20 protein-coding genes and 2 tRNA genes are annotated in these 22,742 nt (G+C 69.2%); 10 read left to right on the forward strand and 12 right to left on the reverse strand.

Going from position 1 to position 22,742, the window contains the following annotated elements; genetic code table 11:
• Positions 1-25 precede the first annotated feature (25 nt).
• Entirely contained in the window at positions 26-1,096 is a 1,071-nt protein-coding gene (locus U5O44_RS09425) for a TraB/GumN family protein (protein WP_322588176.1), read from the reverse strand.
• A gap of 2 nt (positions 1,097-1,098) precedes the next feature.
• The gene (locus U5O44_RS09430) at positions 1,099-1,947 is read right to left on the reverse strand and encodes a fumarylacetoacetate hydrolase (protein ID WP_322588177.1); all 849 of its coding nucleotides are present in this window, start codon (positions 1,945-1,947) and stop codon (positions 1,099-1,101) included.
• A 98-nt stretch (positions 1,948-2,045) separates the two neighbouring features.
• Between U5O44_RS09430 and U5O44_RS09435 the strand changes: the two genes are divergently transcribed.
• The 3 genes from U5O44_RS09435 (at position 2,046) to U5O44_RS09445 (ending at position 5,997) form a co-directional block, all read left to right on the forward strand.
• Positions 2,046-3,188 (forward strand): DUF3108 domain-containing protein, encoded by a 1,143-nt coding sequence (locus U5O44_RS09435; RefSeq protein ID WP_322588178.1) that lies wholly within the window; start codon positions 2,046-2,048, stop codon positions 3,186-3,188.
• Between the two features lie 67 nt (positions 3,189-3,255).
• Positions 3,256-3,501: a BTH_I0359 family protein gene (locus U5O44_RS09440; protein ID WP_322588179.1), complete on the forward strand. Its 246-nt coding sequence runs from the start codon at positions 3,256-3,258 to the stop codon at positions 3,499-3,501.
• A 135-nt stretch (positions 3,502-3,636) separates the two neighbouring features.
• A complete protein-coding gene (locus U5O44_RS09445) occupies positions 3,637-5,997 on the forward strand; it encodes an ATP-binding protein (RefSeq protein WP_322588180.1) in 2,361 nt (786 codons plus the stop codon).
• Between the two features lie 24 nt (positions 5,998-6,021).
• Here U5O44_RS09445 and U5O44_RS09450 read toward each other — a convergent pair whose 3' ends face one another.
• Positions 6,022-6,540: a helix-hairpin-helix domain-containing protein gene (locus U5O44_RS09450; protein ID WP_322588499.1), complete on the reverse strand. Its 519-nt coding sequence runs from the start codon at positions 6,538-6,540 to the stop codon at positions 6,022-6,024.
• A gap of 58 nt (positions 6,541-6,598) precedes the next feature.
• On the opposite strand from U5O44_RS09450, the gene U5O44_RS09455 reads away from it, so the two are divergent.
• Both U5O44_RS09455 and metH read left to right on the forward strand, forming a co-directional pair.
• Entirely contained in the window at positions 6,599-7,678 is a 1,080-nt protein-coding gene (locus U5O44_RS09455; RefSeq protein WP_322588181.1) for a homocysteine S-methyltransferase family protein, read from the forward strand.
• 16 nt (positions 7,679-7,694) lie between these two features.
• Positions 7,695-10,448 (forward strand): methionine synthase, encoded by a 2,754-nt coding sequence (gene metH, locus U5O44_RS09460; RefSeq protein WP_322588182.1) that lies wholly within the window; start codon positions 7,695-7,697, stop codon positions 10,446-10,448.
• A 96-nt stretch (positions 10,449-10,544) separates the two neighbouring features.
• Here metH and U5O44_RS09465 read toward each other — a convergent pair whose 3' ends face one another.
• From U5O44_RS09465 to rplU, 5 genes are all read right to left on the reverse strand, one after another.
• Positions 10,545-11,132, reverse strand: coding sequence for a PEP-CTERM sorting domain-containing protein (locus U5O44_RS09465; protein WP_322588183.1), 588 nt, complete (start codon positions 11,130-11,132; stop codon positions 10,545-10,547).
• A gap of 187 nt (positions 11,133-11,319) precedes the next feature.
• Entirely contained in the window at positions 11,320-12,438 is a 1,119-nt protein-coding gene (proB, locus tag U5O44_RS09470; RefSeq protein WP_322588184.1) for a glutamate 5-kinase, read from the reverse strand.
• Between the two features lie 35 nt (positions 12,439-12,473).
• Entirely contained in the window at positions 12,474-13,577 is a 1,104-nt protein-coding gene (gene obgE, locus U5O44_RS09475) for a GTPase ObgE (RefSeq protein ID WP_322588185.1), read from the reverse strand.
• Positions 13,578-13,709: 132 nt separating this feature from the next.
• Complete coding sequence (rpmA, locus tag U5O44_RS09480; RefSeq protein ID WP_179632468.1) at positions 13,710-13,967, reverse strand: 50S ribosomal protein L27; 258 nt, start codon at positions 13,965-13,967, stop codon at positions 13,710-13,712.
• Positions 13,968-14,013: 46 nt separating this feature from the next.
• Positions 14,014-14,325, reverse strand: a complete 312-nt coding sequence (rplU, locus tag U5O44_RS09485; protein ID WP_179632469.1) for a 50S ribosomal protein L21 — start codon at positions 14,323-14,325, stop codon at positions 14,014-14,016.
• 283 nt (positions 14,326-14,608) lie between these two features.
• Between rplU and ispB the strand changes: the two genes are divergently transcribed.
• The 3 genes from ispB to U5O44_RS09500 all read left to right on the forward strand — a co-directional run bounded on the left by ispB (position 14,609) and on the right by U5O44_RS09500 (position 15,782).
• A complete protein-coding gene (gene ispB / locus U5O44_RS09490; RefSeq protein WP_322588500.1) occupies positions 14,609-15,550 on the forward strand; it encodes an octaprenyl diphosphate synthase in 942 nt (313 codons plus the stop codon).
• A gap of 25 nt (positions 15,551-15,575) precedes the next feature.
• Positions 15,576-15,652 (forward strand) — tRNA-Pro (locus U5O44_RS09495).
• A gap of 53 nt (positions 15,653-15,705) precedes the next feature.
• A tRNA-Pro gene (locus tag U5O44_RS09500) sits at positions 15,706-15,782 on the forward strand.
• Positions 15,783-15,865: 83 nt separating this feature from the next.
• On the opposite strand, the gene U5O44_RS09505 is transcribed toward U5O44_RS09500, so the two are convergent.
• From U5O44_RS09505 to U5O44_RS09515, 3 genes are read right to left on the reverse strand one after another with little or no spacing between them, the layout of a single operon-like run.
• Positions 15,866-17,041: an MFS transporter gene (locus U5O44_RS09505; RefSeq protein ID WP_322588186.1), complete on the reverse strand. Its 1,176-nt coding sequence runs from the start codon at positions 17,039-17,041 to the stop codon at positions 15,866-15,868.
• Positions 17,038-18,117, reverse strand: a complete 1,080-nt coding sequence (locus tag U5O44_RS09510; protein ID WP_322588187.1) for a Gfo/Idh/MocA family protein — start codon at positions 18,115-18,117, stop codon at positions 17,038-17,040. The genes U5O44_RS09505 and U5O44_RS09510 overlap by 4 nt, the downstream gene beginning before the upstream one ends.
• On the reverse strand, positions 18,114-18,920 hold the full coding sequence (locus U5O44_RS09515) for a ThuA domain-containing protein (RefSeq protein WP_322588188.1): 807 nt from the start codon (positions 18,918-18,920) through the stop codon (positions 18,114-18,116). Before U5O44_RS09515 ends, U5O44_RS09510 begins: the two co-directional genes overlap by 4 nt.
• A gap of 99 nt (positions 18,921-19,019) precedes the next feature.
• Here U5O44_RS09515 and U5O44_RS09520 point away from each other — a divergent pair, with 99 nt between their 5' ends.
• Together U5O44_RS09520 and U5O44_RS09525 are read left to right on the forward strand one after the other, a co-directional pair.
• Positions 19,020-19,934: a helix-turn-helix transcriptional regulator gene (locus tag U5O44_RS09520; protein WP_322588189.1), complete on the forward strand. Its 915-nt coding sequence runs from the start codon at positions 19,020-19,022 to the stop codon at positions 19,932-19,934.
• Complete coding sequence (locus tag U5O44_RS09525) at positions 19,931-21,175, forward strand: MgtC/SapB family protein (protein WP_322588190.1); 1,245 nt, start codon at positions 19,931-19,933, stop codon at positions 21,173-21,175. The genes U5O44_RS09520 and U5O44_RS09525 overlap by 4 nt, the downstream gene beginning before the upstream one ends.
• Positions 21,176-21,178: 3 nt before the next feature.
• On the opposite strand, the gene U5O44_RS09530 is transcribed toward U5O44_RS09525, so the two are convergent.
• A complete protein-coding gene (locus U5O44_RS09530; RefSeq protein WP_322588191.1) occupies positions 21,179-22,714 on the reverse strand; it encodes a malonate--CoA ligase in 1,536 nt (511 codons plus the stop codon).
• Between the last annotated feature and the right edge of the window lie 28 nt (positions 22,715-22,742).

Here is a 22,742-nt window from a genome sequence, read left to right on the forward strand (position 1 = left end):
ATTGTGCCCAGCGATGCACGCAGTGTCACTGACGTTCGTGGGGGAGACGGGGGGGAACCGGCACAAGGGGCACGAGGGGAACGGCCTCGACCCGGAAACCTCGGCGCGCCATCAGCTGCGGCAGCCCTTCCGGGCCGAGCATGTGCAGTGCGCCCACGGCGGCGAAGACCGTGTGGCCGCGCGCGTGCAAGGCGGCGATGCGGTCGGCCATCGCGGGGTTGCGGGCATCGACGGTGGCGCGGTGCTGGATGCGGTCGGCTTCATGCTCCTGGCAGGCACACCAGGAGGCAAAGTCCTCCAGATCGGCCAGCCGGCCCTCGGCCCAGCCCTCCACCATGCGCTGCGCGACCGCGCGGGCCGTGGCACTGTCCAGCTCCGCCAGCCCCTGCCGCACGGCGGCCAGTGTCGCGCCGGGCGTGTCGTGCACCAGCAAGGCCATCTGCAGCTCAGGCGTTTCCAGCGACACGGTCGGCACGCCCAGCGCCTGTGCGCGCTGCATCAGCACGCCATCGATGCCCCAGGCCGGGTCCAGCCCGCCGCGGCGCAGAGCCAGCGACACCAGGGTCACGACCTGCAGCTCCGGGCGCAGTCCGTCGAGGGTGCCGTGCACGCAGGCCTGGCGTGCGGCCTGGGCGATCTGCCGTGCTTCCTGGGGCGGCAGCCGCGCAGCCCCAGGCCGGCTGCGGGCCGCGCGCTGCAGCCGCTCCAGCACGGCGGGGTCCAGCAGGTCCAGCTCGAACGCCGCGCGGTCAGACGCCGCGAGGGCCGCGCGCACCCGTGGCCCCGGGAAGGCCCATTCCCGCCGGGCGAGGTGGATCGTGGCGTAGAGGTGCGAGCTGCGGCCATCCTTTTCGATGCGCCAGAGCAGCCCGCGGTCCTGCGGCGCGTGCTCGCCCGCCTGGCGCTCCGCATCGGTGAAGGGAATCGGGGCAGGCGGGCACTGCGCATCCCCATCGCCTGTCCGGGCAGACGCCAGGGGGGAATGGCAGAGGCAGACCAGCGCCAGCCAGGTGACCCAGGTGACCCGGATGGCCCGGGTAGCCCGTGTGGCCCACTGGATGCATCGCCTGCCGGCACGGGCCACGGCCGTCGCCACGGTCAACCCGCCACGGCCCGGTCGTCATCGGACCGGTGCCGCTGCAGGATCGCACCGAACACCGACTGCCCGAGCCCGTCCCGGGCGTCGATCTCGATCTGTGCCGCACCGTCCAGCGCTGTGCGCTGCGGGCCCGGCAGCGCCAGCAAGGTGCCGGCCGTCACGGCACGGTGACGCGCCAGCCCAGCCACCAGTGCACCCGCCTCCGGGACGCTGGCCGGGCTGGCCTCGGCCGGCGGCTGCGCAGTGCCGTCGACCGATGTGGACAGGGCCAGCGCCAGCCGCCCGCGGCGCCAGTCCCGCCCGAGTTCGTCGGGTGTCAACGCCACCGGCGCCCAGGCCATCGACGCATCGAGCCATGCCCGCGGCGGCCCGCACAGCACATGCTGCCAGTGGCAGGCCAGCATCAGCAGCCGCACGCCGTCGCGCGCCTGGTCCTGCGCCGCACCGCGCGGCACATCGCCAAGGGCCAGCACCAACCGCGCGGCAAAGTCCAGCGCCGTGCCCGGCTCGGCCTGCGGCAGTGCGCCGTGCGGCCCGGTCATCGCATCGCCGGCCATCTCGGACCCGATGCGCGCAACACCAGGCGCGAGGTCCGCATCGACCAGCCGACAGGCCCGCGGCAGCGGCGCCATGCACATGCGCGGCTCGAAGGGAAACGCATGCCGGGCCTTGCCGAGGGCCAGTGTGCGGGCCAGATCCTGCAGCTGCGGCGCCAGAAAGTTCCAGTCATCGAGCACCTGCTGCAGGCGGGTGGCGATGCCGCTGGCGTGGTGGGCCAGGGTGAGGTCGGCCGACACGACGACGAGTTGTCCGTCGCGGGAGCCGTCCCGGTAGGTCGCGAGTTTCATGCGGCGATGATGGCATGCGCTGCGGCACGGCGTGTCACCGGACAGGGCTGCTCGCACGTTGTGGGCGGGCCGCCAAGGATCCGTTGTAGATTGCACCCATGCCCCGCCCCACCACCCGCCCGCCCGCCACCACCGCTGTCGCTCCCCCGCGGCGGCCCGGCATGCGGGCAGCAGCGCCCCACCTGGCGCTGGCGCTGGCGGCGGTCGTGGCCGCACACCTGTGGGTGCTGGACGCCTGGAGCCGGCCGGCCGTGTCACCCGTGGGGGTGCCCGTTGCCGTGCCCTCCGCGCTGCCCAGCGTGACCGCGCTGCCTGCGCCACCAGCGCCGCAGCAGCAGACACGGGTGTCGGGCGCGCTGTCCGATGCCGTGCCCGTTGTGCCCGCCCCCTTGCCTGTCCCCTTGCCTGTGGCATCGCCACCCCGACCGCCCCCCAAGGCCACGGCAGTCGACACAGTGGCAGTGGCAGTGGCAGTGCCCGAGCCCGAACCCGAGCCCGATGCCGTCCACATGTCAGCCGAGGCGCCTGCCGAGCCCCTGCAGCTGGCGCTGGCCACCGCAGGCAACAGCCCAGGGCGCAGCCCCCCAGCCGCCACGGTCGCGGCCTCGCATGCGCTGGTGGCGCCCCCATCCGTGCTCCTGCGCTACCGCATGAAGCGCGGTCCGCTGGCCGGCACCGGCCAGATCGACTGGCAGCGCGACGCGGGCAGCTACCGCATGCGGCTGGAGGCCCGGGTGCCGGTGTTCGGCCTGATCTTCATGGAAACCAGCACCGGCCAGCTCGACGCCAGCGGTCTGGTCCCGCTGCGCCACACCGAGCGGCGCCTCAAGCGCAGCGAACGGGCCCTCAGCTTCGTGCGGGACCAGGGGCCGCCGCGCATCGCCTTTTCCGCCCGCGAAGGCACGGAGCCGCTGCGCCCGGGCGCCCAGGACCGCCTGAGCTGGATCGCCCAGCTCGCCGCCCGCATGGCCGCGCCGCCCGCAGGGGACTGGCGCCCCGGCAGCACCCTGGAGATGGACGTGGCCAGCACAGGCGGCGATGTGCAGCGCTGGATCTTCACGGTGCAGGGACGCGACGGCAGCGGCCTGTGGCAGCTGCGCCGCGAGCCCGACACGCCGACCGACACACGGGCCGAGGTCTGGATCGACCCCCAGCAGCAGCACTGGCCCGTGCGCATCCGCCTCAGCGAGCCGTCCGGTGACCCCCTGGAGCTGGTCCTCGACGGACTGCAGCCCGCCTGACCCCGCGCTTGAAACCCCAGGTCACCGCCCCACCTGCCCCCCAACCCACGCCCAGGAGAACGGCACCATGCAGATGCTCTACAACTCGGAAAACTTCGCCGTCATGCATTTCTCCGGCAGCACCGTGGCCGGCCAGGGCTTCGAGATCGTCGACAAGACCAGCCGGCGCGAGATCTACCTCGGCGGACTGCTGGCGGACCACTTCCAGGCCGGCGTCGAGTACCTCATCAGCCAGACCGACGACGAAGCCCGCATCGACGATTTCCTGTCCGGCTACACCACGCTGGCCCACCACCCGGTCGTGCTGCATTGAGCTGCAGCGTGTCCGGGACCGTGTGCAACGGCGGGTAAACGGCAAGCGCCCGAGCCGTTTTGCAACTTGCGTCCGATCGGCCATTGGCGCGAAGATGGCCGCGTGTCCGTCCTTGAACGATCCCGAGGAGCTTGCATGCGCAAGGAAGTGTCCAGACAGACTGTCCGCCGCTCCCGCAGCCGTCCCGGCGGTGCGCCCGTGCTGCTCTCGCCCGGCTTGCAGGAGTCGCCGGTGCTGGACCAGCTGTGCTCCCACTTCGTGCTGACGCTGACGCTGCGCCAGGCCAGCCGCTTCGCCGGCCGGCGTGACTGGAACAGCCTGCTCGCCCTCACCGCGCGGCATCTGGTCTGGCCGGTCACCGTGCTGGGCCGATTGCGTGAATTCCTGGGGCGCCGGGTCAAGGAACACGAGGCCTGGACCGGCCACGAGGCGCTGGACGACGTCGCCTTTCTGGAAAAACACGGCTGGTGGCGCGGCCCCTACGAGGAAGGCACCCTCTTCTTCTACCTCGACGAGTACGTCAAGGACGCGCCGAAAGACCTGATGGCCGTGCTCGGCACCACCGGCGAGTGGCTCGGCCAGCACTTGCGCGAGAGCGCCACGCTGGTCGAGAAGAACGTCGAGGTGCTCGCCGGGCTGCTGCAGCTCAACCCGGCCGAGCGCGCCCTCCTCCTCTACGGCACGCTCGCCCGCTACCAGCGCGACCTGCGCGGGCTGCTGGTCGAGTTCAAGGTGTCGAGCGCCCAGGAGGCCTATGCCACCATCGCCGAGGTGGCCGGCGTGGACCAGCGCGACGTGGCCGAAGCCCTGCGCGCCGGCTCGCGGCTGGAGCGCATCGGCATGATCGAGAACCTCATCTCCGAGCACAACATCACCGACCTGGCCGACCTGATGAAGGTCTCGGACCAGCTCCCGCCGGTGCTGATGCGCGAATACCGCGACCCGCAGGATCTGATGGCCGTCTTCACGCGGCCGGCGACCAAGAGCGAGCTGACCCCGGCCGACTTCCACTTCGTCGGCGAGGAGGTGGATGTGCTGATCGCGCTGCTGAAGAACGCGGTCGAGCGGCGCGAGGCGGGGGTGAATGTGCTGATGTACGGCCCGCCCGGCACCGGCAAGACCGAACTCGGCCGCGTCGTTGCACAGACGGCCGGGCTGGAGCTGTACGAGGTCGAATACGCCGACCGCGACGGCAACTCGCTCTCGGGCCGTGACCGCTACCGCTCGCTGCAGATCAGCCAGGTGTTCCTGAAGGCGAGCCCGAACGTGGCGCTGCTGTTCGACGAGGTGGAGGATGTGTTCCCGCCTGTCTCGTCCGACGCCGCGCAGCTCATGGCCCGCATGGACAGCAGCGACGCCCCACACGGCGGCAGCTCGTCGGTCAACGGCAAGGCCTGGGTGAACCAGATCCTGGAGACCAACCCGGTGCCCGTGCTCTGGGTAACCAACCGCATCGAGCAGATCGACCCGGCCTTCCGGCGGCGCTTCCAGTACCACCTGGAGCTGAAGTCGCCGCCACCCGGCGCGCGCGAGGCGCTGGTGCTGCGCGCGCTCGGCGACACGCCGGTGAGCGCCGAGTTCGTCGAGCGGCTGACGCAGCGCAAGGCGCTGACCCCGGCGCAGATCCGCACCGCCGTGCGCTTCGCCAAGCTGATTGGAGATGCCCACGGTGCCGCGCCGCTGCAGTCGATCGAAGCCCTGATCGAGCGCCAGATCGCCCACGCCGACCTCGCGCTCGGCACCGTCGATCGACAGCAGGACCGTGCCCATCCGGTGGTGACGACCTACGACCTGAGCCTGCTCAACGTCGAGAGCCGGTTCGAGATTCCGCGCATCGTCGAGGCGCTCAAGCGGCGCGGCCACGGCGCGCTGTGTTTCCATGGCGCCCCCGGCACCGGCAAGACGGCGCTGGCCGAGCACATCGCCCGCGAACTGGGTCGGCCGCTGATGGTCCGGCAGGCCAGCGACCTGGTGAGCAAGTTCGTCGGCGAGACCGAGCAGAACATGGCCAAGATGTTCAGCGAGGCCAAGGCCGAACAGGCGGTGCTGCTGCTCGACGAGGCCGACAGCTTCCTGCGCAGCCGCAAGCGCGCCGAGCGCACCTACGAGGTCACCGAGGTCAACGAGATGCTGCAGGGCATGGAGCGCTTCGGCGGCGTCTTCATCTGCACCACCAACCTGTTCGAGGAGCTGGACGAGGCGGCGCTGCGGCGCTTCACCTTCAAGATCCGCTTCAACCCGCTGACCAGCGAACAGCGCGTGCGCATGTTCGTGGCCGAAGCGCTGGAGGGCGATGCAGCCCGGCTGACCGAGGAGCAGCGCCAACGCCTGTCGACACTCGATCAGCTGGCCTGCGGCGACTATGCGGCGGTGCGCCGGCAGGTCGACATCCTCGGCGAGGCCTTCGACGCGGACGAGTTCCTGTCGCAGCTCGAAGGCGAGCACCGCGTGAAGCCACAGGTGCGCGAGCGGCGCAGCATCGGCTTCACGCATTGACCGCCGCCGCGGTGGCGGCGGACCTCAGACCCGCACGCCGCCCTTCAGTCGGGCGGCCAAGGCGGCGAAGCCGGCCTCGTCGCCCGCCGCCAGCAGCGCAGCCTGCTCCGGCCAGGTCTGCGGGCGCGCCAGCTTGAAGCGTGCGCCCGCCGCGGCGATCAGCGCCTCCAGCCGTTCCACCGACGTCGCCGCCAGCGCAGCAAACGTCGTGATGCCGGCCTCGCCCAGCTGGAGCGCCAGCTTCGGGCCGATGCCCTCGATGCGCGTCAGATCGTCAGCGACAGTGGCGGCGCCTTCGGACACCACCACAGGCACCACCTCGATCACCGCAGCATCGGTCGCCGACGCGGAGGTCGGTCTGTCGCCAGGCGCAGGATCCCCCGAGATCACGCCAAGCCGAATGTCCAGCACCGGCCAGGGCTGCCACCAGACGCTGGCCCAGGTCCAGGGCGTCATGGCGGCGGCGAACATCTCCGCATAGAGATCGGCCAGAGAGGGGACCGCAGCATCACGCCGCAGGGTGTCGGTCTCGGGAAAGGTCATGAAGCTCACGGCATTGCCTCCGAAGATGGATGGAGCGGATTTTCCTACAATCCCGTGCATGACCGCCCCCTCCCCTGCCTACACCCGCGCAACCCGACTGCCGGACCTGCTCCGCCAGCGCATCGTCGTCCTCGATGGTGCGATGGGCACGATGATCCAGCGCTACAAGCTCACCGAAGCCGATTTCCGCGGTGAGCGCCTGCGCGACCACGGCAAGGATCTCAAGGGCAACAACGACCTGCTGGTGCTGACCCGCCCGGACGTGATCCGCGAGATCCACAGCCAGTACCTCGCCGCCGGGGCGGACATCATCGAGTCGAACACCTTCGGCGCCACCAGCGTGGCGCAGGAGGACTATGACCTCGGCGCGCTGGCATACGAGATGAACGTGGCGGCGGCGCAGCTCGCCCGCGCCTGCTGCGACCAGTTCTCGACCGTGGACAAGCCGCGCTTCGTCGCCGGCGCCCTCGGCCCGACGCCGCGCACTGCCAGCATCAGCCCCGACGTGAACGACCCCGGCGCCCGCAACACCAGCTTCGACGCGCTGCGCGCGGCCTACTACGAGCAGGCCAAGGGGCTGCTCGACGGCGGCTGCGACCTGTTCCTGGTGGAAACCATCTTCGACACGCTCAACGCCAAGGCCGCGATCTTCGCCCTCGACGAGTTGATGGAAGACACCGGCGAGCGCCTGCCCGTCATCATCTCCGGCACCGTCACCGACGCCTCGGGCCGCATCCTGTCCGGCCAGACGGTGGGCGCGTTCTGGAACAGCGTGCGCCATGCGAAGCCGATCGCCGTCGGCCTGAACTGCGCACTCGGCGCCACGCTGATGCGGCCTTACATCGAGGAGCTGTCGCGCATCGCGGGCGACACCTTCATCTCCTGCTACCCCAACGCCGGCCTGCCCAACCCGATGAGCGACACCGGCTTCGACGAGACGCCGGAGATCACCGGCGCGCTGGTCGAGGAGTTCGCGAAGGCGGGTTTCCTGAACATCGCCGGCGGCTGCTGCGGCACGACGCCGGACCACATCCGCGCCATCGCCGAGCGGGTGGGCCAGTACCGGCCGCGCTGCCAGCACGGGCAGACCTTCTCCTCGCTGATCGCCGCCGACGCCACCGCCACCGCCACCGCCTGAACCGGACCACAACAACATGACGACGACCCTCACCCCCCCGCCGATGCGCCTCTCGGGCCTCGAACCCGTCGAGATCGGCGCCGGCACGCTGTTCGTCAACGTCGGCGAGCGCACCAACGTCACCGGCAGCCGCGTGTTCGCCAAGATGATCCTGGCCGGCGAGTACGAGCGCGCCCTGACTGTTGCGCGCCAGCAGGTCGAGAACGGCGCGCAGATCATCGACATCAACATGGACGAGGCCATGCTCGACAGCCAGGCGGCGATGGTGCGTTTCCTGAACCTGATCGCGGGTGAGCCGGAGATCGCGCGCGTACCGATCATGATCGACTCGTCGAAGTGGAGCGTGATCGAGGCCGGCCTGAAGTGCATCCAGGGCAAGGGCATCGTCAACTCGATCTCGATGAAGGAAGGCGAGGCCGAGTTCAAGCGCCAGGCCAAGCTGGTCAAGCGCTACGGCGCCGCCGCCGTGGTGATGGCCTTCGACGAAAAAGGCCAGGCCGACACCTACGCCCGCAAGATCGAGATCTGCGAACGGGCGTACCGGATCCTGGTGGATGAGGTCGGTTTCCCGCCCGAAGACATCATCTTCGACCCGAACATCTTCGCCATCGCCACCGGCATCGAGGAGCACGACAACTACGCCGTGGACTTCATCGAGGCCACGCGCTGGATCAAGGCGAACCTGCCCGGCGCCAAGGTCTCGGGCGGCGTGTCGAACGTGAGCTTCTCGTTCCGCGGCAACGAGCCGGTGCGCGAGGCGATCCACACCGTGTTCCTCTACCACGCGATCCAGGCCGGCATGGACATGGGCATCGTCAACGCCGGCATGGTCGGCGTCTATGACGATCTGGAACCCATGCTGCGCGAGCGCGTGGAGGACGTGGTGCTCAACCGACGCCCCGACGCGGGCGAGCGCCTGATCGAGATCGCCGAGACCGCCAAGGGCGCCGCCAAGGACGACTCGGCCAAGCTCGCGTGGCGCGGCACGGCCGAGCAGCCAGTGGGCGTCGAGGACCGCCTCAGCCACGCGCTGGTCCACGGCATCACCGACTTCATCAACGCCGACACCGAGGAGGCGTGGCAGGCGATCGCGGCCAAGGGTGGGCGCCCGCTGCACGTCATCGAAGGCCCGCTGATGGCCGGCATGAACATCGTCGGCGACCGCTTCGGCGCGGGCAAGATGTTCCTGCCGCAGGTGGTGAAGTCGGCCCGCGTGATGAAGCAGGCGGTCGCGCACCTGCTGCCCTACATCGAGGCCGAGAAGAAGGCCATGGTCGACGCGGGCGGCGAGGCCAAGCCGAAGGGCAAGATCGTCATCGCCACCGTCAAGGGCGACGTGCACGACATCGGCAAGAACATCGTCACCGTGGTGCTGCAGTGCAACAACTTCGAGGTGGTCAACATGGGCGTGATGGTCCCGTGTCAGGACATCCTGAAGAAGGCGCGCGAGGAAGGCGCGGACATCATCGGCCTGTCCGGTCTCATCACGCCGAGTTTGGAGGAGATGCAGCACGTTGCGGCCGAGATGCAGCGCGATGACTACTTCCGCGAACGAGGCACACCGCTGCTGATCGGCGGTGCGACCTGCTCTCGCGTCCACACCGCCGTGAAGATCGCGCCGAACTACAGCGGCCCGGTGGTCTACGTGCCGGACGCGAGCCGCTCGGTGGGCGTGTGCTCGGACCTGCTGAGCGACGAGCGGGCGGCGAAGTTCATCGACGAACTCAACGCCGACTACGACCGCGTGCGCACCCAGCACGCCAACAAGAAGGCCACGCCGATGGTGCCGCTGGCGACCGCGCGCGCCAACAAGACGCCGCTCGACTGGGCGGCCTACACGCCGCCGAAGCCGAAGTTCATCGGCCGGCGCGTGTTCCGCAACTACGACCTGGCCGAACTCGCCCAGTGCATCGACTGGGCGCCCTTCTTCCAGACCTGGGACCTGGCCGGCAAGTTTCCGGACATCCTGAAGGACGAGGTGGTCGGCGCTGAGGCGGTGCGCGTGTTCAGCGACGGCAAGCGCATGCTGCAGCGGGCGATCGAGGGCCGCTGGCTGCAAGCCAACGGCGTCATCAGCCTGCTGCCCGCCAACACGGTGGACGACGACACGGTCGAGGTCTACGCCGACGAATCGCGCGAGCAGGTCGTGCTGCGCTGGCAGCCGCTGCGCATGCAGTCGGAGCGCCCGGTGATCGACGGCGTGCGTCGGCCGAACCGCTCGCTGGCCGACTTCATCGCGCCCAAATCGGGTCCAGGCACGAAGCCGGACTACATAGGCCTGTTCGCCGTGACCGCTGGGCTGGGCATCGAGAAGAAGGAGCGCCAGTTCCTCGACGACCTCGACGACTACAGCGCCATCCTGTTCAAGGCGCTGGCCGACCGGCTGGCCGAGGCGTTTGCCGAGCGGCTGCACCAGCGCGTGCGCACCGAGCTGTGGGGCTATGCGCCGGACGAGGCGCTGAGCAACGAGGCGCTGATCGCCGAGCAGTACCGCGGCATCCGGCCCGCGCCGGGCTACCCGGCCTGCCCGGACCACCTCGTCAAGCGGGCGATGTTCGAGGTGCTCGACGCCCGCGACATCGGCATGGACCTGACCGAGAGCCTGGCGATGACGCCCGCCGCGTCGGTCAGCGGCTTCTATCTGGCGCACCCCGCGTCGGCGTATTTCAACGTCGGCAAGATCGGCGAGGACCAGCTGGCGGACTTCGCGGCCCGGCAGGCGTTGAGCGAAGCCGAGGCACGCCGGGCGCTGGCGCCGGTGCTGGGCTGAATCGCCGTCCACAGTCGCAACCGCCAACAAAAAAGCGCCTCGGTCGAGGCGCTTTTCTTTTGCAGGTGACCGCCGGAGCGGCCACTGCGATCAGGCTCAGCCTTGCGACTGCTTGCGGCGACGGGCCATGAAACCCAGCGCGCCCAGACCGGCCAGCATCATCGCGTAGGACTCGGGCTCCGGCACCGGAGCGGCCATGATGCTGACGTTGTCCACCACCATGCCATTCAGGCCCTTGCCCGAGAAGTACAGATGGTAGGACTCGCCGGCCAGACCCTGGAAGGTGTACGACGTGTTGGTCATGGTGGGGCCCCAGTCCGTGACCGCATTCAGCGAGCTGCCGCTGGTGGCCACCACCAGGGTGTCCGGGTTGATCGAACCGAAGCTGGGCACGGAGCTGGACAGGAACAGACGCGAGCGGCCTTCCCCTATGACGTCGAAGCTGATGGTGTACAGCGCAGCGCTCAGCACCGAGAAGGACTGGTAGACCGACTCGTCCATGTCCAGATCCAGCTGGCCGGCGACCAGTGTCGGCGTGCCGCTGCCGATCGACCAGGAAGCCGGGTAGCCCAAGGTCGGGGCGTCGAAGCCAGCATCGACCAGGGGAATCGTCTGTGCCTGGCTGCCGAAGGCAACGAACATCAGCGCGGCGGCGGCGGCAGTCTTGCGAATGGAGGTATGCATGAAAAAGCTCCTGTACTTGATTTGAGGACAACCCAGCACGTCCGCCCATAGCAGGAAAAGAACGTGTTCGGAATCAGCCAGTGCAGCCAAGTCTAGACAGTCCAGCGCCGATCACCACCCGCAGACAGGTGGGGTCCATGCCCCAATATGCGAAATTCACACAACACCCCCCATGACAAGGGGGAGGTCACCCGAGAACGAGGTTGTCCCGATGAATCAACTCCGCCTCGTTCGCGTAGCCCAGCAAGCCCTCGATCTGCGACGACGGCTTGCGCGCGATGCGCCGGGTTTCGCTGCAGGCGTAGTTCGCCAGCCCGCGGGCGATCTCGACGCCGGCCAGCGTGCGCACGGCGATCACGTCGCCGCGGGCAAACTCGCCCTGCACCTCCACCACGCCGATCGGCAGCAGGCTCTTGCCCTCGTCGCGCAGCTTGAGCGCCGCGCCGTCGTCCACCACCACCGCACCCTTGAGCTGCAGGTGATCGGCCATCCACTGCTTGCGTGCCGCCACCTTCGGCGTCGTCGCCACCAGCAGGGTGCCGATCGACTCGCCCGCCACCAGCCGCAGCAGCGCCTGCGGCTCGCGGCCCCAGGCGATCACGGTGGACGCCCCGCTGCCCGCCGCGCGCTTGGCCGCCAGGATCTTGGTGATCATGCCGCCCTTGCCGATGCTGGAGCCCGCGCCGCCTGCCATCTGCTCCAGCTCGGGCGTGCCGGCCACGGCCTCAAAGATGAACTTCGCCTCCGGATCCTTGCGCGGGTCGGCCGAGTACAGGCCCTTCTGGTCGGTCAGGATGATGAGCACATCCGCATCGACCAGGTTCGCCACCAGCGCGCCCAGCGTGTCGTTGTCACCCACCTTGATCTCGTCGGTGACCACCGTGTCGTTCTCGTTGATGACCGGCACCACGCCCAGGCCCAGCAGCGTCAGCAGCGTCGAGCGCGCATTCAGGTAACGCTCGCGGTCGGCCAGGTCGGCGTGGGTCAGCAGCACCTGCGCGCTGCCCAGGCCCTGCTCGCGCAAGGAGGTCTCGTAGATCTGCGCCAGCCCCATCTGCCCGACGGCGGCGGCGGCCTGCAGCTCGTGCAGCTCCTTCGGCCGCGTCGCCCAGCCCAGGCGCTTCATGCCCTCGGCGATGGCGCCCGACGACACCATCACCACCTCGCGCCCCTGGCGCACCAGCGCGGCGAGCTGCACGCACCAGGCGTGGATGGCCTCGGCGTCCAGGCCGCGGCCATCGTTGGTGACCAGGCTGGAGCCGACCTTGACAACGATACGGCGTGCGTTCAGCAGCACATCACTCATGGTGACCTCGTGAAAGACAGGAACTGGGCGGGTGTTCAGCGGAAACGCGGATCGGTCGGATCGGGCGGCGTGGCTTCGTTGTCGGCTTCGACGAAGCGCACGTCGGGCACCTCGATCGGGGGGGCATTGAGCGCCGAAACGTGCTGGTAGAGCGCACGCACCAGCGGCTCGCAGCCCTCGCGGGTCAGCGCCGAGATCTCGAACACCGGCGCCTTCCAGCGCAGGCGGCGCACGATGTCCTTCACCCGCGCCTTGCGCTCCTCGGGGTCCGGGATCATGTCGAGCTTGTTGAGCACCAGCCAGCGCGGCTTCTCGTAGAGGCCCTTGTCGTACTTCTTCAGCTCCTTGGCGATCGCGCGGATCTGCGCGACCGGATCGACGCCCTCGTCGAACGGCGCTGCGTCCACCATGTGCAGCAGCACGCGGGTGCGCTGCAGGTGGCGCAGGAAGTAGTGGCCCAGGCCCGCACCTTCGGACGCGCCCTCGATCAGGCCCGGCACGTCCGCGACCACGAAGCTCTGGCTCGGCCCGACCCGCACCACGCCCAGGTTCGGGTGCAGCGTCGTGAACGGGTAGTCGGCGATCTTGGGGCGGGCGTTGGAGATCGCGGTGATGAGCGTGGACTTGCCCGCATTCGGCATGCCCAGCAGGCCCACATCGGCCAGCACGCGCAGCTCCAGCTTCAGGTTCTTGACCTCGCCCGGCCAGCCCACGGTCTTCTGGCGCGGGGCGCGGTTGGTGCTGGTCTTGTAGTGCAGGTTGCCGAAGCCGCCGTCACCGCCCTTGGCCAGGATGATCTCCTCGCCGTGCGTGAGCAGCTCGGCGATGACCTCGTCCGTCTCGCCGTCGCGGATGATGGTGCCGACCGGCACGCGCAGCACGACGTCCGCGCCGGCCGCACCGAACTGGTCCGAACCGCGGCCGGACTCGCCGTTGCGGGCTTCATAGCGACGGATGTAGCGGAAGTCGATCAGCGTGTTCAGATTGCGGTCGCCGACGACGAAGACATGGCCGCCACGGCCGCCGTTGCCGCCGTCCGGGCCACCGAACGGAATGAATTTTTCGCGCCGGAAGCTGGCGCAGCCGGAGCCGCCGTTGCCGGCGGCCACATCGATGGTGACTTCATCGACAAATTTCATGCTTGTACTCCAGCGTCCAGGCGCATCACCGCCAGGGGTTCAACGAACAACGAATTTCAAAGCAAAAAAGCCCCGGCACGCCGGGGCTTCATGCGCACACGCCTAAGCGTGCCGCAGGTCGTCGCGGATCGCTCAGACCGGCGTGACGATCACGGTCTTGCGGTTCTCGGCGCCCTTGGTGGCAAACGAGATGGTGCCATCGACCAGCGCGAACAGCGTGTGGTCACGGCCCATGCCGACATTGCTGCCAGCGTGGAAACGGGTGCCGCGCTGGCGCACGATGATGGAGCCGGCGCTGACGACCTGGCCACCGTAGGCCTTGACGCCGAGCATCTTCGGTTGGGAGTCGCGGCCGTTCCGTGTGGAACCGCCGCCTTTTTTCTGTGCCATGGTTCAGATCCTCTGAGGATGTGCTGGATGGGAGAGGCGACGGGAATCAGCCGAGCACCGCGCTGATTTGCAGCTCGGTGTAGTTCTGGCGGTGGCCCTGGCGCTTCTGGTAGTGCTTGCGACGGCGCATCTTGAAGATGCGGACCTTGTCGTGCCGACCATGCGACAGCACCGTGGCCGTCACCGTTGCGCCATCAACCAAGGGAGCGCCAACCCGGAGTTCTGCACCGCTTCCAACGGCGAGCACCTGGTCGATCACGATCTCTTGGCCAACGTCCGCAGTGATCTGTTCTACTTTGATTTTTTCGCCGGCTGCAACCTTGTATTGCTTGCCACCGGTTTTTATGACCGCGTACATATCAGCCCTTTCTTGGGGGTAAGGTATTTCGCGTGATGCCACAGGCAACATCCCAGCGGCAAACGCGAAGCCCAAGATTATGCCACGCACAATCCCGCCTGAGCCGGCCGCTGTCGGATTCGCATCACATCTGCACGAGGCAAAGCCCGCTGCACCAAAGACTGGCGGGTCAGCACTTGTGACGGGGTTCCTATAATCGCCGGATTGTGCGCATCCCAACCAGCCCCTCCTCGTGAGCCTCGCCACCGCCACCCAGCCGTCCTCCTCCGCCGTCACGCAGCTCATGGCCGGCGACATGGCGCAGGTTGACGCCGTGATCCACCGCCGTCTGGCCTCGGAAGTTGCGCTGATCAACCAGATCTCGCACTACATCGTCAGTGCGGGCGGCAAGCGCATCCGCCCGCAACTCGTGCTGCTCTTTGCGCGCGCACTCGGCTTCGAGGGCCCCGAGCGCTTCGAGATGGCCGCGACCGTCGAGTTCATCCACACCGCCACGCTGCTGCATGACGACGTCGTCGACGAATCGGCGCTGCGCCGCGGCCGCAAGACCGCCAACGCGCTGTTCGGCAACGCCGCCAGCGTGCTGGTCGGCGACTTCCTCTACTCGCGCGCCTTCCAGATGATGGTGTCGGTGGACCGCATGCGCGTGCTCGACGTGCTGGCCGAGGCCACCAACGTCATCGCCGAGGGCGAGGTGCTGCAGCTGATGAACATGCACGACCCCGACACCAGCGTCGAGGACTACCTGCGTGTCATCCGCTACAAGACCGCCAAGCTGTTCGAGGCCAGTGCGCGCATCGGCGCGGTGCTGGCCGGCGCGGCCCCGGAGGTCGAAGCGGCCTGTGCCGCCTACGGCCAGTCGCTGGGCACCGCATTCCAGATCGTCGACGACCTGCTCGACTACGAAGGCGCCACCGCGGCACTCGGCAAGAACGTCGGCGACGACCTGCGCGAGGGCAAGCCGACGCTGCCGCTGCTGAACGCGATGGGCAATGGCACAGCCGCCGAGCGCGAACTGATCCGCCACGCCATCGAACACGGCGAAGTCGAGCGACTCGACGAGATCATCCAGATCGTGCGCCGCACCGGATCGCTGGACACCACGCGCCAGACCGCCCGGGAAGAAGCCGAACGGGCGCGGCAGCACATTTCACTGCTGCCCCCTTCCCAATTCAAGGACGCGCTGCTAACATTGTCAGTCTTGGCAGTTGACAGGAGCTTCTGAGTCATCAGAGGCATCGGTCGGCACACGGGGTGTAGCTTAGCCTGGTAGAGCGCTACGTTCGGGACGTAGAGGCCGGAGGTTCGAATCCTCTCACCCCGACCAGGAAACAATTCAAACGATCGCGCCGCACGAAATTCGTGGCGCGATTTGTTTTTCGGGGTGTAGCTTAGCCTGGTAGAGCGCTACGTTCGGGACGTAGAGGCCGGAGGTTCGAATCCTCTCACCCCGACCAGACACCGCAGTGACCACAGACACAGAGCACAAGAAATCGCGCCTTCGGGCGCGATTTCCTTTTGTCTGCGCGGTCCAGCGCAATCAGTCTTGCACCGGCACCCGCCGCGCCCCCAGCCCCAGCAACACCGTCCCGGCCACCACCACCCACATCGCCGCCGTCAGCGTCGCCGAGTGCGCGATGAAGCCGATCAGCGGCGGCCCGACCAGGAAACCCGAGTAGCCGATCGACGACACCGACGCGATCGCCGCCGCCCGGCTGACGCCCGGCACCCGGGTCGCCGCATTGAACAGGATCGGCACCACTGGCGCCAGCCCCGCCCCGACGAAGGCATAGCCGATCAGCGACACCACCGGGTGCCCGCTCAGCAGCACGACCGCCATCGCCACCGCCGACAGCGATGCACTCGCCCCGAGCAGCAGCCGCTCCGGATACCGCGCCCGCAGGGCGTCCCCGGCAAAGCGCGCCAGCGCCATCGCGCCGCAGAAGCTCGCGTAGCCGAGGGCAGCCAGGTCCTGCGGCATGCCGACCTCCTGCTTCAGGTAGAGCACGCACCAGTCGTACATCACGCCTTCCGCCCCCATGCCGGCGAAGATCAGCAGGCCGATCACCAGCAGCATGCCGCGCGGCCAGGCGAAGTGCGCCTGCTCGCTGTCGTCACCGGCGTCACGGGGATGCCCGTCCAGCAGCCCGCGGGAGGTGAACATCGCCAGCACCGACACGCCCAGCCCGAGGCCCGCGAGCTGCCACGCGGGCGCGATCTCCAGCCACAGCAGCCCCGCGCACAACGCGGCCCCGGCCATCGCGCCGAGGCTGAAGGTGCCGTGCAGGTTGCTCATCACGGTGCGGCCGGACAGGCTCTCCAGCGCCGTGCCCTCGGCGTTGATGGACACGTCGTAGCAGCTCATCAGCGCCCCGAACAGCACCATCGCCGGCAGCACCGCCCACAGCCCCGGCCAGTGCAGCACCAGCGCCAGCGCCACCCCCATGACCACTGCGCCCAGCCGCACCACGCCGCGCACGCCCAGCCGCTCGACCAGCCGCCCGGCGAAGAACAGCGACGACACCGCCCCCAGCGCCGCCGACAGCAGCACCAGCGACAGCGTGGTCTCGTTGAGCGCGTACTGCGCCTTCACCGACGGAATGTGCGCGCCCCACGCCCCGCCCAGCACGCCCAGCGCCCCGAACTGCCAGCGCACCGCCGTGCGCGCCCGCGACAGCCGCGCAGCATCAGGCCGCAGTTCGACGGCGGCCGTCACAGCTTCACCGGCGCGCCGGTGCGCGCACTCTCGTAGATGGCGTCCAGCAGCTCCATGACGATCAGCCCTTCTTCGCCCGGCGCGGGATGTGGCCGGTCGCCGAGTATGGCGTCGGCGTAGTCGTGCATCGCCGACGGCGCGGGTGTCGCCGCTTGGTGCAGGTGCAGGTCGAACGGCGCCCCGTTCAGCTCGGTGTAGAGGTGCGCATCGAAGGTGTAGCCCTCGTGCAGGTTCTTCTGCAGCAGCCCCGCCTTGGTGCCGAGCAGGCGCGTCTCCATCAGCTCGGCTTCGGCGATGTTGGCCGCCCAGGAGGCCTCCAGCGCCAGCGTCGCGCCGTTCTCGAAGCGGATGAACGCGGTGGCCAGGTCTTCCACGTCGAAGGTCTTGCCCGCCTTGTCCGCCAGTTCTCGGGCGATCGGGTCGTAGGTCGCGCCCATCACCCAGGTCGGCTTCGGGTAGCCCATCAGCCACAGCGCCAGGTCCAGCCGGTGCACACCCAAGTCGATCAGCGGCCCGCCGCCGGCCAGCGCCTTGGTGCCGAACCAGCCGCCGAAGCCCGGCATGCCGCGGCGGCGGTGCCAGACCGTGCGGCCGAAGTAGAACTCGCCGAACACGCCGCCATCGACCTGCGCCTTCAGCGCCCGCGACTGCGCCGAGAAGCGGTACGAGAAGTTGATCATCAGCCGCCGGCTCGCCCGCTCGGCGGCGGCCAGCATCTCGCGGCCCTCGTCAGCGTTCATCGCCATCGGCTTCTCGCACAGCACATGGCAGCCCGCCGCCAGCGCCGCCAGGGTCAAGTCCTTGTGGAACTTGTTGGGCGTGCAGACGCTGACCACGTCCAGCGACTCGGCCGCCAGCATCGCCTCGGCGCTGGTGTGACGCCCCGGGATGCCGAACTGGTCGCCCACCGCGGCCAGCCGGACCGGGTCGGCGTCGGCAATCGCCACCACCTCGACCTGCGGATGCTGCCGCCAGCCCTCGATGTGCATGCGGCCGATGCCCAGGCCGATCACGCCGATGCGTAAACGCCGCCCGTTCGTCCCCCCGTTCGTCCCCCCGTTCGTGCTCTCGCTCATGCAATGTCTCCCCGGCTCTGCTGGATGCCGACCTTGCCGAAGTTCAGCGCCTTCGGGCTGAGCGTCTCCAGCGGCGGGCTCATCGGGCAGACGTCGACGATGTTGACGCGCGGCGCCGCCCACTGCACGGCGTTGGTCAGCACGCGCTGCACATTGGCGTCGTGGTACGTCGGGTACGCCTCATGGCCGGGGCGGAAATAGAACACCCGCCCGTGCCCGCGCTCCCAGCAGCAGCCCGAACGGAACACCTCGCCGCCCTCGAACCACGACAGGAACACGAGGCTCTCGGGCTTTGGGATGTCGAAACGCTCGCCGTACATCTCCTCATACGGCAGCTCGAAATATTCGCCCAGCCCCGCCGCGATCGGATGCGACGGCTCGACCACCCACAGCCGCTCCTTCTCGTCCGCCTCGCGCCATTTCAGCGAGCAGTTCGTGCCCATCAGGCGGCGGAAGATCTTCGAGAAATGCCCCGAGTGCAGCACGATCAGGCCCATGCCTTCGAGCACACGGCGCTGCACACGCTCGACGATGGCATCACTCACCTGGTCGTGCGCCTTGTGGCCCCACCAGACCAGCACGTCACAACCCGCCAGCCTCTCCTCGCTCAGACCGTGTTCGGGCTGGTCGAGCGTGGCGGTCGAGACCTCCAGCGGCAGCGCGCCGGGGTTGAGCGCAGGCGTGTCGCGCAGGCCTTGTGCGATGACCGCGTGCAGGCCGTCGGGATAGATCGCCTGCACGGCGGGGTTTTGGCGTTCGTGCTGGAATTCGTTCCAGACAATGACAGAAATCTTGGTTTTCATGGAGGGCATCCGAAGCGGGGATCGGCAGGTGACAAGCCCATAGCGTAGAGATTCCGGCCCAAGGATCCAAGTTCAAGCACTAGCAGAATTCTGACAATGATGCAAAAAAACCTGGAGGCCGCATTGGCCGCTGCACTGGGCGCTGCACAGGCCGGCCAGCTCGTCGTCCACCGCCCGCAGCCCCTGGACGCACCGCAGTCGCGCGGCGACGGACACTTTCACCTGACCCCCGAACTGTTCGTGCAGGTCGAGGGCTGGACCGACTTCCGCTTCCCCCATGCCGGCTGTCGGCTGGCGGCGGGAGAGGCGCTGATCGTGCCGCCACAGCTGCGCCACGACGAACATGTGGGCGCGGCACGTGGTGCGGTGTTCCGCAACGTGGTGGTGAACACGGCGGGCAGCGCGTTGATGTGCCACCTCGCGCATGAGCACGGCCCCGGCCGCCCCGGCATCACCCACCTCGAAACCCGCCACCACGCCCAAGCCACCCGTGTCCACGACTGGCTGTTCCATGCCAGCCAGAGCCCGTCCGACCCCGCGCAGCCGTGGGCCGAGGCGCAGGCACGGGCGCTGGTGGCGGCGGCGCTGGCCGGCGTGCTGCTGGCGTTGAACACGGCCGATGGCGAAGCCCGCCGCGAACCGGCACTGATCGCCCGCCTGCGTGTGCTGATCCAGAACCAGCTCGGCGACCACACCCTCAGCGTGCGCCGGCTGGCCGAGCAGTCCGGCTGCACGGCGGACTACCTCTCGCACCTGTTCCGCGAGGTCACCGGCGAGACGCTGATCGGCTGCCTCAACCGGCTGCGCATGGAGCGCGCGGCGCGGCTGCTGCGCGAGACGACGCTCGCGGGCAAGGAAGTCGCCTGGGCCTGCGGCTTCGCGGCGCCGAGCTATTTCATCCGCACCTTCCGCACGCACCACGGCGTCACACCCAAGGCCTGGCGCGAGGCGGGCACGGCGACAGCGACGGCAGCAACGTCAACGACGGCCGGCGCCGTACCATCGGCGCCATGACGGCACTGTCGGATGTTTCCTGGCCCTTCCTCGCGGTGGCACTCGGCATCGGGCTGCTGATCGGGCTGGAGCGCGAGCGGCGCAAGGGCACCGGCGCCAGCCGTGGCCCGGCGGGCATCCGCACCTTCGCGCTGGTGTCGCTGCTGGGTGCGCTGGCCGGCGGGCTGGGGACGGCGGCGCTGGCGGCCAGCGTGGTCGGCGTGTCGCTGTTGGCGGTGGTCAGCTACCTGCGCAGCCGCTCCGACGATCCTGGACTGACCAGCGAGATCGCGCTGCTGGTGACGCTGCTGCTCGGCGCGTGGGCGATGCAGGCGCCGGCCTGGGCGGCGGCGGTCGCCGTCGTCGTCGCGGTGCTGCTGGCCGCGCGCGACCCGATCCACCAGTTCGTCCATGGCTGGCTGACCGAGCAGGAGCTGCACGACCTGCTGGTGCTGGCGGTCGCCACGCTGCTGATCCTGCCGCTGATGCCGGACCGGCCGATCGACCCCTGGGGCGCGCTGCAGCCACGGGCGCTGTGGCTGGTGGTGATCCTGGTGATGTCGATCGCGGCGGCGGGCCATGTCGCGCTGCGTGTGCTGGGCAACCGCTGGGGGCTGCCGCTGATCGGGCTGTCGGGTGGCTTCATCTCCAGCACCGCCACCATCGGCGCAATGGGCACCCGCGCCCGGAACAACCCGGCGCTGGCGCAGGCGGCCGTCGCGGGTGCCGTGCTGTCCACGGTGGGCACGGTGGTGCAGATGGCGCTGCTGCTGGCGGTGACCAGCCTGCCCACGCTGCGCGCGATGGCGCTGCCGCTGCTCGGCGCGGGCGGGGTGGCGCTGGCTTTCGGCGGGCTGGTCACGTGGCGCTCGATGCGCAGCAGCGGCGAAGTCGCCGCCGACCTCGGCAACGCCTTCAGCTTCAAGGCCGCGCTGGCGATGGCGGCCGTGCTGGCCACCGTCTCGCTGGCCTCGGCCGTGCTCAGCCGCGCGTATGGACAGGCGGGGCTGGCGGCGGGCGCTGCGCTCGCCGGACTGGCCGACACGCACGCGCCGGCGGTGTCGGTGGCCGCGCTGGTCGCCTCGGGCGCGATCGGCGCGCAGGCGGCGCCGCTGCCCATCCTGCTCGCGCTGACCACGAACACGCTGGCCAAGTGCGTGGCCGCCGTGTCGGCCGGCGGGCGGCCGTTTGCGCAGCAGGTGGTCCCCGGCCTGCTGCTGATCGCCGCCGTCGCCTGGGGCGGCTGGTGGCTGCGTGCTTGACGCTCAGCGGGCGAACAGCGCCTTGTGCGCCTCGCGCAGCAGGTTCTTCTGCACCTTGCCCATCGCGTTGCGCGGCAGGTCGGCGACGACGAAGGCGCGCTTGGGCACCTTGTAGTTGGCGATCTTCGCCTTGAGCACCGCCACCAGCGCGTCCGCGTCCAGCGCCGCCCCCGCCTTCGGCACGATCACCGCGACCACCGCCTCGCCAAAATCCGGGTGCGGCACGCCGATCACCGCCGACTCCGCCACCCCGTCCATGTCGTTCAGGTAGCCCTCGATCTCGGCCGGGTAGACGTTGTAGCCGCCGGTGATGATGAGATCCTTGCTGCGCCCGACGATGGTGAGGTAGCCGTGGCCATCGGCGCCGAACAGGCCGACATCGCCCGTCTTGAACCATCCATCCGCGGTGAACTCCTCGGCCGTCTTCTCCGGCATGCGCCAGTAGCCGCCGAACACGTTCGGGCCGCGCACCTGCACGTTGCCGATCTCGCCGGCCGGGAGCAGCACGCCCGCGTCATCGACCACGCGTACGCCGACGCCGGGCAGCGCCGGCCCCACCGTGCCGCCGATCCGGTCGCCGTCCTCGGCGCGGCAGGGGTTGGACGTCAGCATGATCGTCTCGCTCATGCCGTAGCGCTCCAGGATGGTGTGGCCGGTGCGGGTCTGCCAGTCGCGGAAGGTCTCGATCAGCAGCGGCGCCGAGCCGGAGATGAACAGGCGCATGTTCGCGCACGCCTCCTTGTCGAGGCCCGCCTCCTGCAGCAGCCGCACATACAGCGTCGGCACGCCCATGAAGACGGTGGCGCGCGGCAGCCGCTCGACCACCGCCTTCGGGTCGAACTTCGACAGCCACAGCATCGTCGAGCCGTTGAGCAGCGCGCCGTGGCTGGCCACGAACAAGCCGTGGACGTGGAAGATCGGCAGCGCGTGGATCAGCACGTCGCCCGGTCGCCAGTCCCAGTGGTCCTTGAGCACCTGCGCGTTCGACAGCAGGTTGCCGTGGCTGAGCATCGCGCCCTTGCTGCGGCCGGTGGTGCCCGAGGTGTAGAGGATGGCGGCGAGGTCGTCGGCCGCCTTCACCGCCGGGGCGTGCTGGTCGCTGAAGTGCGAGGCGCGCTCCAGCAGCGAGCCGGTGCGGTCGTCGTCGAGCGTGAAGACATGGGCCACGCCCTGCTGGAACGCCAGCTTGCTGATCCACGGGAAATTCCGGCTCGCGCAGACGAACACCGCCGGCTCGGCGTTGCCGATGAAGTAGTCGAGTTCGGCTTGCTGGTAGGCCGTGTTCAGCGGCAGGTAGACGAAGCCGGCGCGCAGCGTGGCCAGGTAGAGCACCAGCGCCTCGACCGACTTCTCAGTGTGCGCGGCCACGCGGCTGCCGGCGGGAATCTCCAGCGACTGCAGCAGGTTCGCCACCATCGCCGTCGCGCGTTCCAGGTCACGCCAGGAGTAGACGAGGCCGCTGTCGGTTTCGATGGCGGCGGCGTCGAGGTCGGCGGGAAAGGCGCTGCGCAGCGCAGCGAACAGGTTTTCGTTGGACATGGTCGTGCGGAAGGTGGGGACGGACGGA

This window comes from Sphaerotilus sp. (genome assembly GCF_034519685.1).
GTDB lineage: Bacteria > Pseudomonadota > Gammaproteobacteria > Burkholderiales > Burkholderiaceae_C > Sphaerotilus.